8 protein-coding genes are annotated in these 15,046 nt (G+C 67.4%); 7 read left to right on the forward strand and 1 reads right to left on the reverse strand.

Going from position 1 to position 15,046, the window contains the following annotated elements; translation table 11 throughout:
- Positions 1 to 27 precede the first annotated feature (27 nt).
- Genes IPM80_03605 through malQ form a run of 4 tightly spaced genes read left to right on the forward strand, consistent with a single transcriptional unit; the run spans position 28 to position 8,386 of the window.
- Positions 28 to 2,529, forward strand: coding sequence for a glycogen/starch/alpha-glucan phosphorylase (locus IPM80_03605; GenBank protein MBK8957522.1), 2,502 nt, complete (start codon positions 28 to 30; stop codon positions 2,527 to 2,529).
- Positions 2,530 to 2,536: 7 nt separating this feature from the next.
- Positions 2,537 to 4,744 (forward strand): 1,4-alpha-glucan branching protein GlgB, encoded by a 2,208-nt coding sequence (glgB, locus tag IPM80_03610; GenBank protein MBK8957523.1) that lies wholly within the window; start codon positions 2,537 to 2,539, stop codon positions 4,742 to 4,744.
- Entirely contained in the window at positions 4,674 to 6,815 is a 2,142-nt protein-coding gene (gene glgX, locus IPM80_03615; GenBank protein ID MBK8957524.1) for a glycogen debranching protein GlgX, read from the forward strand. Before glgB ends, glgX begins: the two co-directional genes overlap by 71 nt.
- On the forward strand, positions 6,812 to 8,386 hold the full coding sequence (malQ, locus tag IPM80_03620; protein ID MBK8957525.1) for a 4-alpha-glucanotransferase: 1,575 nt from the start codon (positions 6,812 to 6,814) through the stop codon (positions 8,384 to 8,386). The genes glgX and malQ overlap by 4 nt, the downstream gene beginning before the upstream one ends.
- 115 nt (positions 8,387 to 8,501) lie before the next feature.
- Here the strand turns inward: malQ and IPM80_03625 are convergent, their stop codons facing one another.
- On the reverse strand, positions 8,502 to 12,983 hold the full coding sequence (locus tag IPM80_03625) for a hypothetical protein (protein ID MBK8957526.1): 4,482 nt from the start codon (positions 12,981 to 12,983) through the stop codon (positions 8,502 to 8,504).
- 230 nt (positions 12,984 to 13,213) lie between these two features.
- Here IPM80_03625 and IPM80_03630 point away from each other — a divergent pair, with 230 nt between their 5' ends.
- From IPM80_03630 to IPM80_03640, 3 genes are all read left to right on the forward strand, one after another.
- A complete protein-coding gene (locus IPM80_03630; GenBank protein ID MBK8957527.1) occupies positions 13,214 to 13,510 on the forward strand; it encodes a hypothetical protein in 297 nt (98 codons plus the stop codon).
- 73 nt (positions 13,511 to 13,583) lie between these two features.
- Positions 13,584 to 14,030: a nuclear transport factor 2 family protein gene (locus IPM80_03635; GenBank protein ID MBK8957528.1), complete on the forward strand. Its 447-nt coding sequence runs from the start codon at positions 13,584 to 13,586 to the stop codon at positions 14,028 to 14,030.
- Between the two features lie 141 nt (positions 14,031 to 14,171).
- Positions 14,172 to 15,035 (forward strand): LLM class F420-dependent oxidoreductase, encoded by an 864-nt coding sequence (locus IPM80_03640; GenBank protein ID MBK8957529.1) that lies wholly within the window; start codon positions 14,172 to 14,174, stop codon positions 15,033 to 15,035.
- Positions 15,036 to 15,046 lie beyond the last annotated feature (11 nt).

Genomic DNA, 15,046 nt, shown 5'->3' on the forward strand with positions numbered 1-15,046 from the left:
CGGGCCGTCACGGTCCGATAGGTAGTCATGGCTAGTTTTCCAGAGCGGGCATCGCGTTACAATCGATTCACCGTGACCGATGCCACTCCACAATTTCCCATCGACCCGCCGCGCAACGATGCCGATTCGCTGCGTCGCGCGGTGGCCCACGCGCTGCTCTACGGCGGAGGTCGTTACCCCGATCTCGCGACGGCGCAGGACTGGTACCTGGCGGTTGCCAGCGCGGTGCGCGACCGGCTGGTCGAACGCTGGATGGAGACCACCCAGCGCTGGCGCGCGGCCGACGCCAAGCGCGTCTATTACATGTCGATGGAGTTCCTGATCGGGCGCACCTTGTCCAACGCCCTGCACGCGCTTGGCCTGTACGACGAACTGGCGCACGCGGTGACTGCGCTGGGCGTGGACCTCGACGAGGTGCGGCAACGGGAACCGGACGCCGCGCTCGGCAACGGCGGTCTCGGCCGTCTCGCTGCCTGTTTTCTCGATTCCATGGCGACCCTCGGCCTGCCGAGCTTCGGCTACGGCATCCGCTACGACTATGGCATGTTCGCCCAGCACATCTTGAACGGTTACCAGGTCGAGCAGCCGGACGACTGGCTGAAATTCGGCAATCCCTGGGAGTTTCCGCGCCCCGACACCACCTACGAGATCCGCTACGGCGGCTGGGTGCGGCGCGACGAGGACGGCGCGCACTGGGTCGATACCGAGTCGGTGCTGGCCATGGCCTACGACATCATCGTGCCCGGCCACGGCACGCGCGCGGTCAGCACCCTGCGCCTGTGGCACGCCAAGGCCGCCGAGTCGCTCGATCTCGCGCTCTTCAACCAGGGCGATTACATGCGCGCGGTGCGCGCCAAGAACCTGTCGGAAAACGTCACGCGCGTGCTGTATCCCGACGATTCCAGCTACCAGGGCCGCGAGCTGCGCCTGCGCCAGGAATTCTTCTTCACCAGCGCCTCCATGCAGGACATCCTCACGCGCTACATGCGTGAGCATGCCGACTTCGAGCAGCTGGCCGACAAGGTCGCGGTGCACCTCAACGACACCCACCCCGCTATCGCGGTGCCGGAGCTGATGCGCCTGCTGCTCGACGTGCATCGCCTCGAATGGGTCGATGCCTGGGGCATGTGCACGCGCATCTTCTCCTACACCAATCACACGCTCATGCCCGAGGCGCTCGAGACCTGGCCGCTGGAAATGATGCGCAGCGTGCTGCCGCGCCATCTCGACATCATCTTCGAGATCAACGAGCGCCACCTGGCCGAGGTGCGTGAGCAGCTCGGTGACGATCCGGCGCTGCTGTCGCGCCTGTCGCTCATCGACGAGGGCGGCGAGCGCCGCGTGCGCATGGCGCATCTGTCGGTGGTGGCGAGCCACACCGTCAACGGTGTCTCGAAACTGCACAGCAACCTCATCCGCGAAACCATTTTCGCCGACTTCGTGCGGCTGTGGCCGACGCGCTTCTGCAACAAGACCAATGGCATCACGCCGCGACGCTGGCTGGTCAGCGCCAACCGCGAGCTGACGGCGCTGCTGGACGCGCGCCTCGGCCTCGGCTGGCGGCGCGATCTCGGCGAGCTCGCCGGCCTGCGCGCGCAGGCCGACGATGTGGCGCTGCTGGAACGCTTCGCCGCCGTCAAGCTCGCCAACAAGCAGCGCCTGGCGGCCTGGGTCGAACGGGAACTCGGCATCGCGCTCGACCCCGCGTCGCTGTTCGATGTGCAGGTCAAGCGCATCCACGAATACAAGCGCCAGCTCTTGAACGCGCTGCACGTGGTGGCGCGTTACCACGCCATACTCGACAACCCCGAGGCCGGCTGGGTGCCGCGCACGGTGCTGTTCGCCGGCAAGGCCGCCTCGGCCTATCGCATGGCCAAGCTCGTCATCAAGCTCATCAACGACATCGCGGTGCGCATCAACAACGACGCGCGGGTCAATCACCTGCTGAAAGTGGTGTTCGTGCCCAATTACAGCGTGTCGATCGCCGAGCTGGTGATGCCGGCGGCCGATTTGTCCGAGCAGATCTCGACGGCCGGCACCGAGGCGTCCGGCACCGGCAACATGAAGTTCGCACTGAATGGCGCGCTGACCATCGGCACCCTGGACGGCGCCAACATCGAAATTCGCGAGGAAGTCGGCGCCGACAACATCTTCATCTTCGGCATGACCGCCGACGAGGTCGAGCGCCTGCGTGCCAGCGGCCACCGTCCGCTCGATATCTACGCGGCCAACCCGGCCTTGAAACGCGTGCTGGACGGCATCGCCGACGGCGAGTTCTCGCCCGAGGAGCCGCAGCGCTTCGTGCCGCTGGTCGATTCACTGCTGCGCTTCGGCGATCACTACCTGCTGCTGGCTGATTTCGCGTCCTATGTCGAGGCCCAGGGTCATGTCGATGCCCTGTATCGCAAGCCGCGTGAATGGGCGCGGCGTGCGCTCTTGAACGTGGCGGGCATGGGCGCGTTTTCCAGCGATCGCACCATCGCCGAGTATGCCGGCGAGATCTGGCGGGTCAGCCCCGTCGTCGACTGACTCCACCATGCACGATGCGCACGACGCCGGACCGACGGTGCCGGACGAGGCCTGGGATGCGCTCGCGCGCGGTGAACACGGCGATCCCTTCGCCCTGCTCGGTCCGCATGCCGATGCCGATGGACGCTGGTGGCTGACGGTCTTCCTGCCGGGCGCGGTGAAGGTCGACGCGGTCACCGCCAATGGCGCGCGCATCATTGCCGCGCTCGAGCCGCGCGACACGCGCGGACTGTTCGCCAATCGCCTGCCGCGCCTGCGTAAACGCCCCGATTACCGCCTGCGCATCGAATGGGCCGACGGCCAGCGCAGCACGGCGCAGGACGATCCCTACCGTCACCTGCCCGTGCTCGGCGAGACCGACCTGTGGCTGCTGGCCGAAGGCACGGAACAACGCCCCTACGACAAGCTCGGCGCGCATCCGCGCCGCATCGGCGGCGTGGACGGCACGCTGTTCGCGGTGTGGGCGCCCCACGCGCGGCGCGTGTCGGTGGTCGGCGACTGGAATGCCTGGGACGCGCGTCGCCATCCCATGCGTTTGCGCCGCGAGGCCGGCGTGTGGGAGATCTTCATTCCAGGCGTCGCGCCCGGTGCACGCTACAAGTTCGCGCTCATCGACATGCACGGCGCCCACGAACCCTGGCGCGCCGATCCCTACGCACGCCAGGCGGAGCTGCGACCGGCCACGGCATCGGTGGTGAGCGCGCCGTTGCCGGCGCCCGCTACGGCCCGTCGCGCGCTCGCTCACGACCAGCCGATGGCCATCTACGAAGTGCATGTCGGCTCGTGGCGGCGCGTCGGCGGCGAGCACGAGCGCTGGCTCGACTGGGACGAACTCGCCGACAGCCTCGTGCCCTACGCCGTCGAACTCGGTTTCACGCATCTCGAACTGATGCCGATAGCCGAGCACCCCTTCGATGGCTCGTGGGGCTACCAGCCCATCGGACTCTATGCGCCGACCGCGCGCTGCGGCGAGCCGGCGGGGCTCTTGCGTTTCATCGCGCGCTGCCACGACGCCGGCCTCGGCGTGATCCTCGACTGGGTGCCGGGTCACTTCCCGACCGATTTGCATGGCCTCGCGCGTTTCGACGGCAGCCATCTCTACGAGCACGCCGACCCGCGCGAGGGCAGCCATCCCGACTGGGGCACGCTGATCTACAACTACGGGCGTTACGAGGTGCGCGATTTCCTGATCGGCAACGCGCGCTACTGGATAGAGAACTTCGGCGTCGACGGCCTGCGCGTCGACGCGGTGGCCTCGATGATCTACCGCGACTACAGCCGTGCGCCGGGCCAGTGGCTGCCGAACGTGCATGGCGGCCGCGAAAATCTCGAGGCCATCGATTTCCTGAAACACATGAACGAAGTGTTGGGCGCCGACCATCCCACGGCCCTCACCATCGCCGAGGAATCGACCAGCTGGCCCGGCGTCAGCCAGCCGACCTCCAGCGGCGGTCTCGGCTTTCACTACAAGTGGAACATGGGTTGGATGAACGACGTGCTGCGCTACTTCGCGCGCGACCCGGTGCACCGGCGTCATCACCAGAACGAACTGACTTTCGGACTGCTCTACGCCTTCGACGAGCATTTCGTGTTGCCGCTATCACACGACGAAGTGGTGCACGGCAAACGTTCGCTGCTGGCCAAGATGCCGGGCGACAGCTGGCAGCGCTTCGCCAACCTGCGGCTGCTGCTGGCTTTCATGTACGCCCATCCGGGCCGCAAGCTGCTGTTCATGGGCGCCGAGTTCGGCCAGGAGCGCGAATGGAACCATGACCAGGGCCTCGACTGGCATTTGCTCGAGGACGCCGCCCATCGCGGCGTGCAGTCGCTGGTCAAGGACCTCAATCAACGCTATCGCAGCCTGCCGGCGCTGCACGCGCGCGACAGTGAAGCGGGCGGATTCGAATGGCTGAGCCACGAGGAACATGCCGAGAGCGTGCTGGCCTTCATGCGCCATGGCCACCAGGCGCGGCACACCGTCATCGCGGTTTTCAATTTCACGCCGGTGGTGCGACACGGCTATCGCCTGGGCGTGCCCGACGACGGCGCGTGGCGCGAATGCCTGAATTCCGATTCGGGCCATTACGGCGGCAGCAATCTCGGCAACCATGGCGCACGCCTGGAGCCGCAGGCGCTGGCCGCGCATGGGCGCAGCCATAGTCTCAGCCTCGATTTGCCGCCGCTCGGCGCATTGTTTCTGCACAGGACCGACTGATTCCATGACGCTAGAAGCCGGCACGCCCTGGCCCCTGGGCGCGACCCTCACCGAGGTGGGGGTGAACTTCGCGGTGTTCTCCGCCCACGCCACGCGTATCGAATTGTGCCTGTACGACCGCGACGGCGTGCGCGAACTGGCGCGCGTGGCCTTGCCGGCCTACACCGACGGCGTGTGGCACGGCCTGCTGCCCGGCGCCGCCGCGGGCCTCGTGTACGGACTGCGCGCCCACGGCCCCCAGGACGCCGCGCGCGGCCACCGCTTCAATCCGCACAAGCTGCTGCTCGATCCCTATGCGCGACGCCTGACCACGCACTGGCGCTGGAGCGAGGCGCATCTCGGTGACGTGCACGACAAGGCCGATCGTCACGTGACGCTCGACAACGCGCGCGACATGCCGAAAGCGGTGGTCGAGCACGAGCACTTCGACTGGCAGGACGACCGCGCGCCGCGCACGCCGCTGGCCGACACCCTGCTCTACGAGGTGCACGTCAAGGGCTTCACCTGGCGTCATGCCGAGGTGCCGGCCGAGCAGCGCGGGCGTTTCTTAGGCGTATCCTCGGCGCCCGCCATCCTCCACCTGCGACGCCTCGGCGTCACCGCCGTCACGCTGTTGCCGGTGCAGCAGCACTTGACCGAGGCCGGCCTCGCGCGGCGCGGCGCCCACAATTACTGGGGCTACAACACCGTCGCCTTCAACGTGCCCGATGCACGTTTCGCCGCCACCGACGCCGTGCGTGAATTCAAGACCATGGTCCGCGGCCTGCACCAAGCCGGCATCGAGGTCATCCTCGACGTGGTCTACAACCACACCGCCGAATCGGACCAGCGCGGTCCAACCGTATCGTGGCGCGGCCTCGACAACGCCAGCTGGTATCGCCTGCGACACGAGGACGCGCGCTTCTACGAGAACCACGCCGGCACCGGCAACAGCCTCGACCTGTCACAACCGCGCGTCTTGCAGTTCGTGCTCGACTCGCTGCGCTACTGGGTGACGGACATGCACGTCGACGGGTTCCGCTTCGACCTTGCGACCTCGCTGGCGCGCGGCGCGCAGGGCTTCGATGCGCGTCATCCGTTCCTGATGGCGATCGCCCAGGACCCCATCCTGTCGCGCGTCAAACTCATCGCCGAGCCGTGGGACGCCGGCCCGGGCGGCTACCAGCTCGGGCATTTCCCGGCCGGCTGGTCGGAATGGAACGATCGCTACCGCGACGCGGTGCGCGCATTCTGGGTGCGCAAGACCGCCGACCGCGGCGAGTTCGCCGCGCGTCTGGCCGGCTCCAGCGAGCTGTTCCACCACGCCGGCCGCGGCGTGTTCGCCGGCATCAATTACCTCACCGCCCATGACGGCTTCACGCTGCAGGATCTCGTCAGCTACGACCATAAGCACAACGAGAGCAATGGCGAGGACAATCGCGACGGCCACGATCACAACCTGTCCTGGAACTGCGGCGCCGAGGGCGACACCGACCTGCTGATGGTCAACACCCTGCGTGGGCGCCTGAAACGCGCCTTGCTCGCCACGCTCATGCTGTCGCGCGGCGTGCCGATGCTGCTCGGCGGCGACGAACTCGGGCGTACGCAGCGCGGCAACAACAATGCCTACGCCCACGACGACGAGACGAGCTGGTTCGACTGGGCGCGCATCGATGCAGACCTGCTCGAATTCACGGCGCAGCTGGCGCAGTTCCGGCGCGCCACGCCGCAGCTGCGCGACGGCCGCTGGTGGAACGGCGAAAGCGACGCCGGCGGTCAGCGTGACGTGGTGTGGTTCGACCGCCAGGGCAAGGAAATGCATGTCGAGCACTGGCAGGACACGCAACGCTTCGCGCTCGGCATGCTGCTCGGCGCGCGCGCCATCGAGGGCACGGCGCCGCTGCTGGCGCTGTTCAATGCCGAGCAGAAGGACTGCCTGTTCACGCTGCCGCGCGGGTGCTGGACGCTGCGCTTCGATACCGCGCTGGCCGCGCCTTTCGCGCTCGACGGTCAAGTCGTTGACGGTGACACGTTGACGGTGAAAGCGCGCAGCGTGACGGTGCTCGAGGGGCGCATCGAGGGCGCGGCATGAGCGCGGCGCGCGCGAGCGGCATCCTGTTGCATCCCACTTCGCTGCCGGCGCCGCTGGATGACGACGGCCAGGCGCGTGATGCCGGCAGCGGCGACTTCGGCGCCGCGGCGCGGCGCTTCATCGACTGGCTGGCGAGCGCCGGCCAGAGCTTGTGGCAGGTCTTGCCGTTCAACCCGGTCGGGCCGGGCTTTTCGCCCTACACCAGTTCCGCCGCCCATGCCGGCAATCCGCTCTTGATCGCGCCCGATGAACTGGCCGCGCTCGGCCTGCTCGATGGCGCCATGCTGGCGAACGAATACGCGCGCCTGCAATGCGCGCCGGATCGCATCGAGGTGGAGAGCTGCCAACGGCTGCGCATGCGCCTCTTGCATCTCGCCGCCGGCGCCTTCTTCGCCGAGGCCGCGCGCTTCGCGCCCCTGCACGAGGAATTCCGCGCGTGGTGCGCGGCCGAGCGCGCGTGGCTGGACGACTACAGCCTGTTCATGGCCCTGCGCGGACGCCACGGCGAGCACTGCCCGTGGACGCAATGGCCGGCGGCGCTGGCGGCGCGCGAACCGGCGGCGCTCCGCACGGCACGCGCGGGCCTGTCGGCGGAATGCGATTTCTGGTGCTTCGTGCAGTGGAGTTTCGCGCGCCAATGGCAGGCGCTGCGCGACTACGGCGCGGCGCGCGGCATACGCATCGTCGGCGATCTGCCGATCTACGTGTCCTTCGACAGCGTCGAGGTGTGGGCAGCGCGTGATTTGTTCGAGCTCGACCAAGCGGGCCTGCCCCTCGTGGTGGCCGGCGTGCCGCCGGATTATTTCAGCGCCGAAGGCCAGCGATGGGGCAACCCGCTGTATCGCTGGCGGCGCCACGCCGAACAGGGCTACGCGTGGTGGCTGGCGCGCATGCGCTCGGCGTTGCGCCACGCCGACATCGTGCGCATCGATCATTTCCGCGCGCTCGAGTCCTACTGGGAAGTCGATGCCGCCGCGCGCACCGCGATCGAAGGACGCTGGCGGCCGGGGCCGGGTCTCGAATTCTTCACCGCGCTCGAGAGCGGCCTTGGACTGGCGCGCGGCGCGTTGCCGGTGATCGCCGAAGACCTCGGCACCATCACGCCGGCCGTGCACGCCCTGCGTCGCGCCGCCGGCCTGCCCGGCATGCGCGTGCTGCAGTTCGGCTTCGCCGCCGACGCGCGCGATCTCAACCTGCCGCACAACCTGCCGGAAGACTGCGCGGTCTACACCGGCACGCACGACAACGATACCAGCCTCGGCTGGTTTGCCGGTGCCGGTGGCCATGAGCGCGACTTCGCGCGCACCTATCTCAAGACCGACGCTCACGAGATCGGCTGGGACCTCATCCACGCGGCATCGATGTCGACCGCGCGTTACGCCATCTATCCCCTGCAGGATGTGCTGGGCCTGGGCAGCGAAGCGCGCATGAACACGCCCGGCGTGGCCGACGGCCAATGGCGCTGGCGCTTCGAGTGGCGGCAGCTACAGGACTGGCAGGCGCGTCGCCTGCGCCAGATCTCGGCGGTACATGGGCGCAATGGTTTGGATATAGGCCAGGCGCTGCGTTGATTGCCGCGCTCGATGTCAGACTGAAGTCTGACCCACAGGGAAAGGCTTCTTGTTTTGTGGGTCGGACTTCAGTCTGACACTTCGCATCGTGTGCGAATGAATTCGCACCTACGGGTCAGGGCGCGGCCGGCTCGGCCTTTTCCGGCTCCACCGCCGGCGTGGTGCCCACCACTTTCTCCAGGCGATTGTCGCGGCGTTCGTGCTGCAGGGCTTCGCGGCGGCGGCTGTCGCTGTCGAACCAGCGGTACTCGAGATTGCCGATGATGCCGGAGATCGGCCGTAGGAAAGCGCCCTTGGTGGTGCCGTCGGCGGCGTGGTTGATGACGTCCTCGAAATTCGATTCCGGCGCCGCCGCCGAGCCCCAGATGCGGAACTCCGGGCCGCGCCAGTAGCCGAGCTCGTTACGCGTGTCCTGCATGAGATCCATGCTGTAGAGGATCGCCGCGCCGCGCCCCAGCATGTCGAGATGGGCGTTCAGCTCCAGCGGCGCGTCGAAGATGTCGCTGCCGTCTTCATGGGCGATGCCGCCGGTGGCGGTCAGCGCGATGGTGGGGCTCAGCACCTGGAACTGTTCGATGGTGACGTTACGTGATTCATCACGCTTGAGATGGATGTCGATGGTGTCGTAATCGATCTGGGCAATGTAGTTGACGAGGCGCGCGATGGCGCCGGCGCCGAAGCCGCCGGTCGGCACGTAGGACAGGGTTTCGCCGACCAGGCCCAGCACGTCCGAGGCGCCGAGCATCAGCCCGCTGTCGGGCGGCAAGGGCCGGAACAGGCCTTCGCGGCTCTGCATGGCGATGTCGAACAAGACCTTGTTGCGCAGCTGCGAGAAATTCGGGAACTGGCCGAAGGCCTTCACGTCGACGCCGAACAGGCCCTCGACGCGCGGCTTCTCGCCCGGCACCAGTTCGGTGAAGAACTGGTTGAGGTTGAAGTCCTTGATGTTGCCGACGATGTCGAGGTCGTAGGGTTGCGCGGCGTCCTTGTCGAAGCGCGTGGTGCCCTCGAAACGCAGCGCGCTGTCGTGGAAATGCGCCTTGATGCCATTGAGGGCGAGCCTGCGACTGCGCAGGTCGACCTGCCCGCCGACGTCGGTGAAGGCCAGGTAGTCGGTGTAGAAGAGCTTGTCGACCTGCAGGTTGACCACCACCGCCGGCGGCACCACTTTCCACGCCGCCTTGGTGTCGGGTGTTTCGTTGAGCGCGAGCTTGGCCGGCTTGGCCGGCGCGTCCTTGGCTTCCGGCGTGGCCGGCAGTGACACGCTGCCGCTCTTGATGGCCTGGGCGGTGGCGAGGATGTCGTTGAGATAGAACACCTCGCTCGCGATGTCGAGATTCAAGATGCGCACTTCGTCCGGCTGCGGCGCGTAGTGCGCGACCACCGTGGCATTGCTGACGCCCGACTTGCCGCGCCCGATCAGGGGCGCATCGAAGCTGAAACCGCGGCCGTCCGCCGCCATTTCTCCCGTGACCGGGAATTCGAAGGTCTGGATGGCCAGCGGCTCATCGGACGCGAGGTTGTCGAGCACCGCGTTGGCGCTGATCTTGCGCGCGCTGTCGACGTCGATCTTGACCGCCAGCTTGCCGCTCTTGAGCTTGTGCCCCGGCATCACCGCCGGCTGCGCGAGGAGCTGCGGCAGATCGGCCTTGAGTTCGGTGGCGAGCGCGGTCAAGGGCACGGTGTTGTCCGGATCGATATCGGCGAGGACATGGCCGGTCAGGGCCGGTGCCGCCGGCTGCGCGGCAAATGTCAACGCCAGCTTGTCGAGATCGGTGCGGATCTCATGGCCTTCGACGCGCACGCTGGCCTCGCTCGCCACCGAGAATTCACGCAGCAGTTCGCGCGGACCGTCGTTGACGCGGATGGCATCGATGCCGAGCGGCGCCAGGGTCGAGGCGCGCAGGATGCGCCCGTCGGAACGGATGCGCAGGCTGGAATTGATCTCGGCGAAACTGACCGGGCCCAAGGGCACGAAGTGGTTCAAGGTCTCGGACGACAGGTCCTTGATGTCGAGCGCCGCCGCGCCGACGAAGTGCTGGGCGAGATCCTCGCCCGCCGCGAGCTGGGTTTTCAGCACCAGGCCCGGCGTCGCTTCCAGCGTCGCGGTCGCACGCTCGCCGACCTTGAGCTCGGCGCGACTGCGCTTGACCTGGATGGTGTCGGCCTGGATGCCGAGATCGAAATCGAGAGCAGCCTTGAGCGGCAGCGCCGGCAGCGGTTCGGCGAGCGCCGAGGCCACCACCGGCTGGGCGGCGACGCGTCCGACATCCAGCGCCAGCCGGCCGCTGGTCGCTACCTGCACGGGCTTGTCGGCCTGCGTGTGCAAGGACACGTTCAGTTCGCCATTGACGAGGCTGCCGCCACCGCTGCGGATGCTGAGATTACGCAAGGCCGCGCGCGTGTCGCTGGCGCTGTAGGCGAGATCGGGGGTGACCTTGATCGACAGGTCACGCAGCAGCGGCTGGCCGTCGCGCGTGACGCTCAGGTGTTCGATGCTGAGTGGCGCCGATGGGCTCAAGGTGACGCTGCCGGCACTGGGCGCCACCAGTTTGAAGTCGGCGCTGGCGATGCGGCCACCGAGCGTCATGCCCTGCAGCAAGGGGTTCAACCACGCGAGTTCGACACTGCGCGTGGCGAGCGTGGCGAGATCGCCCTCGGGGTTGCTGAGCGTGACGCTGTCGCCGAGCGTGAAGTGGAAAGGCCGCAGGCCGTCGAGTTCGACCAGCTTGGGCCGGTCGACGCCGCTCACTTCGAGGGCGGCCTTCTCGATCGACAAGGCCTTGCCGTGCTGCGCGACGATGCCTTTCCAGGCGAGGCTGGTGCCGGCCGGCAAGGGATAATCCTTGATGCGTTCGACGGCGGCCGGCACGCCGGCCACGGCGTCGTAATGCAGCGCCGCCTGGGTCCGGAAACGCCAGGTCGGCTGCGCATCGTCGCTGTGCTTGCTGGCGGCCTTGATGCTGAATTCGACGAGTGGCTGGTCGGCGACGGAGACACTCGCATCGTTGAGTGCGAAGCGCAGGAAATCCGGTGACCAGCTGGCGCTCGGGCTGACGCGCATGTCGAGATTCTCGATGAGCACCGTTTCGCCGGTCGCCTTGGGCGCTTCAGGTGCGGCATCGTCGGCGGGCGGCGCCGATTCTACGCTCGCCACGCGCACCTTGCCGAGCAAGCTGGGCGCCAGCGCCGCCAGGCGTATGCGCTTCTGTTCGTCAATGCCGAGCGCGAACGGCCCGAGCAGTTCGCCGTTCAGCACATGACCGGGCGCCAGGCCCTGCAGCCACGCCAGCGGCAACGGCCCGAGCGCGAGGCGCGCGAGTTCGCGCGGCGTGTCGAGCACGGTCATGGGCTCGGCGAACGGCAAGGTGAACGGTGCACCGAGCACGGCCGACAGGCGATTGACCAGGTTGTTGTCGACCACGTTGACATCGAGGTCGGCGAGCGTGAGCTCTCTGGCGTCGAAACTGGCGTGGGTCGTCAACGCCAGGTCGACGTGCGCCGGCAGGGCCGGCGTTTCACCGAGCACGCGCTCGAGGGCGCTGACGCGGGTGCGCGATTCCAGCGCCAGCGTGCCGCGGGTATGCAGGGTGTCGAATTCGAACTGGCCATGGCTGTCGGTGACGAGTTCCGGCAGCGGCGCGCCGGCGCTGAGCGCGACCAGCAGCTTGGCGATATCGGCGACGCGGTAGTGCCCGCGAAACACGCCGTCCTCGCCATGGTAGCGGCCCGTCACCTCGATGCGCGTCGGCATGTCGTTGCCGAGGCGAATACGCAGTGCGTGGGACTCGGGATCGGGAATGATGCGGGTGCTGCCATCGGCGGCGGACACGCGCCGCGGTTCATGACGCTGCTCGAGCGCTTCCGGCGGCGGCTCGACTTCCAGCATCACTTCCAGGTGTTGAGGATCGGCGGCCGGTGGCAGCGGCAGATCGGTATCGAGCTTCACGTCCAACAGGCGCACGCGACCGCGGTTCAACTGCGTGATGGCCGCCACGCCGCTAACCGCGAGCGGCGGCACATCGGCGCCGCGCTCGAACGCGCCTTCGAGCCTGAGGTTGCCGACCCTGAGCGGTGCGAAGCCGCTGCCGTGCAGGGTCAATGCAAGCTTGTGGTCGTTGGCGAGCAGCACCGACAGGCGCGCGTCGAGAGTGTCGAGTTTCAAGGCGTAACCGCTGTTCATGGCGGCCAGCACGCCGGGGAACGGTGTGCTCGCCGGCGCGCCGGGCGGCACGCGCGACACGTCCACCAGCGTGTCACGCAATTGAAGATCCCGCAGGGAAACGGTATGGGCCAGGGCGGCCAGGGGATTGAAGCCCACGCTGAGAGCGCCGATGTGATAACGACCGCCGCCCACGCTGATATCGACACCGCGCAACTCGGCCGACCACGGCACGACGTGGATGAACTCGATGGCCAGGCTGTCGAGCTTGGGGCCGAGCTTCTCGAGCACGAACTCGCGCTGCACGCTCGGGCGGGTGACATAAATGAACAGCAGCAGCAAGAGCAGCGACACGCCGCCCACCACTGCATGACGGCGCCCGAGCTTGCGTTCGCGGGCCCAGCGCCTCAGCGCTTCGATACGCGGGTCAGGCATGCGCCCTCTTTTTGAGTGTCCGCTGTTCCATGCAGCTTGCTGTCGTCACCGTTGCCGTTCGGCAGGTGGGATATTGGCATGACGTCGCACCGGAATGAAGCGGCCGCGGTCACAAGCTTCGCTGCCTCGAATGCGCAGCGTGACGCGCGACTTGAGCGCAGCACGCGTCGACGCTCATCATAGCCGCCGGGCGCGCGGCCACTCCGCGTGCAAGACATGCAAGAAGCATCATGAGCGCAGCGCCACACTTCATCGACGACCCTGCCTACGCGACGTTTCGCGAAATGGACAGCCGCCATGGCCGCGCCAAGGGCGATGCCTTTCGCGCCTTCAAGGCGCTGGGGGCGCGCCTGGAGGAAGGCCGCGACTTCCATTGCTGCGATCGGCGCGTGGACGGCGAACGTTTCGACCTGCTCGAAGCCAGTGGTCGCCTCTACCGTGGCACCGTGAACGGCGTGTTGCTGGGGCCGGCCGCGCAGGCCGCCATCGCGGCGATGTTCGAAGGCGACCATTCCCCGAGTGCGTAATGCGCGGTGGCGCCGGCCGCCCTAGAATCAGGCGGGCGCGCCGTGGGGCGCGCGCAACCAGTCGGGGGAGACCATGGCCAGCAATCTCGAAGAGATCGAACAGATCAAGCAGCTCAAGGCGCGCTACTTCCGCCACATGGATACGCGGGTGTGGGAAGAATGGCGCAAGTGTTTCACCGCCGACGTGGTCGCCACCTATGACGGCCCGCCGCGCCTGGATCCGACCGCGCCGCTCGATCCCATCACCTGCAGCGGCCGTGACAACCTGGTGGCGGCGGTCAGCGGCCTGTTCGTGGTCGCGCGTTCCATCCACCAGGGCTACATGCCGGAAATCGAACTGACCAGCCCCACCACCGCCAAGGGCATCTGGTCGATGTGGGACTTCATCCGCTCGCCCAAGGGCACCTTCAAGGGCTGGGGCCATTACCACGAGGACTACGTGAAGGAAGGCGACGAATGGAAGATCAAGAAGATCTACCTGTCGCGCCTGCATACCGAGGAGACCTGGGGCGGGGTGTAAAGCTCGCCCGATGCTTTTTGTGGGTCAGACTTCAGTCTGACATCGCTGTCGCCTGCCAACGGGATGAATTGTCGAGTCGTGTCAGACTGAAGTCTGACCCACAAATTTTCCTGCCAGCCTCACACTTCGAGGAGTCGTTTCATGGATTTCGGCATCGTGTGCTTTCCCACCGACACCAGCATCGAGCCGCAGGATCTCGCGCCGGCACTCGAGGCGCGCGGCTTCGAATCGCTGTTCTACGCCGAACACACCCACATCCCGACCAGTCGCCGCTCGCCGTTCGTCGGCGGCGGCGAACTGCCGGCCATGTACTGGCACAGCCACGACCAGTTCGTGGCGCTGTCGATTGCCGCCGCCACCACGCGTACGCTGAAACTCGGCACCGGCGTGACGCTGGTCACCGAGCACGACCCGATCAATCTCGCCAAGGCCGCGGCGTCGCTCGACCGGCTGTCGGGCGGCCGCCTGCTGTTCGGCATCGGCGCCGGTTGGAACGCCGAGGAGATGGAAGACCACGGCGTGGCCTTCGCCGATCGCTGGAAGGTGACGCGCGAACGCATGCTCGCCATCCGCAGCATCTGGCGCGACGACGTGCCGGAATACCATGGCCAGTTCGTCGACCTGCCGCCGATGTGGTGCTGGCCCAAGCCATTGCAGGCCGGCGGCCCGCCGGTGCTGATGGGCGCCTATTCGAAATACGTGCCGGCGCGCATCGCCGAGTACTGCGACGGCTGGATGCCGATAGAAGGCTTGATTGAAGACATCCCGGCTGCGCTCGACGATATTCGCGCCGCCATGCGCGCGCGCGGCCGCGACCCGTCCAAGCTCGACGTCACGGTGCTGGCCGAGGTGCGCGCACAGCGCGGTTTCGACCCGGCGCGCCTCGAACGCATGCTGGCCACGGGCGCCAACCGCGTGCTGTTGCCGCTGGCGGACTTTCCGCGCGACGAGGCGCTCGCCATCCTGGATGACTACGCCGCCGCGATCGCGCGGGTGCGGGGCTGAGCCAAGCCGGC

This window comes from Pseudomonadota bacterium (assembly GCA_016719885.1).
In the GTDB taxonomy this organism is placed as follows: domain Bacteria; phylum Pseudomonadota; class Gammaproteobacteria.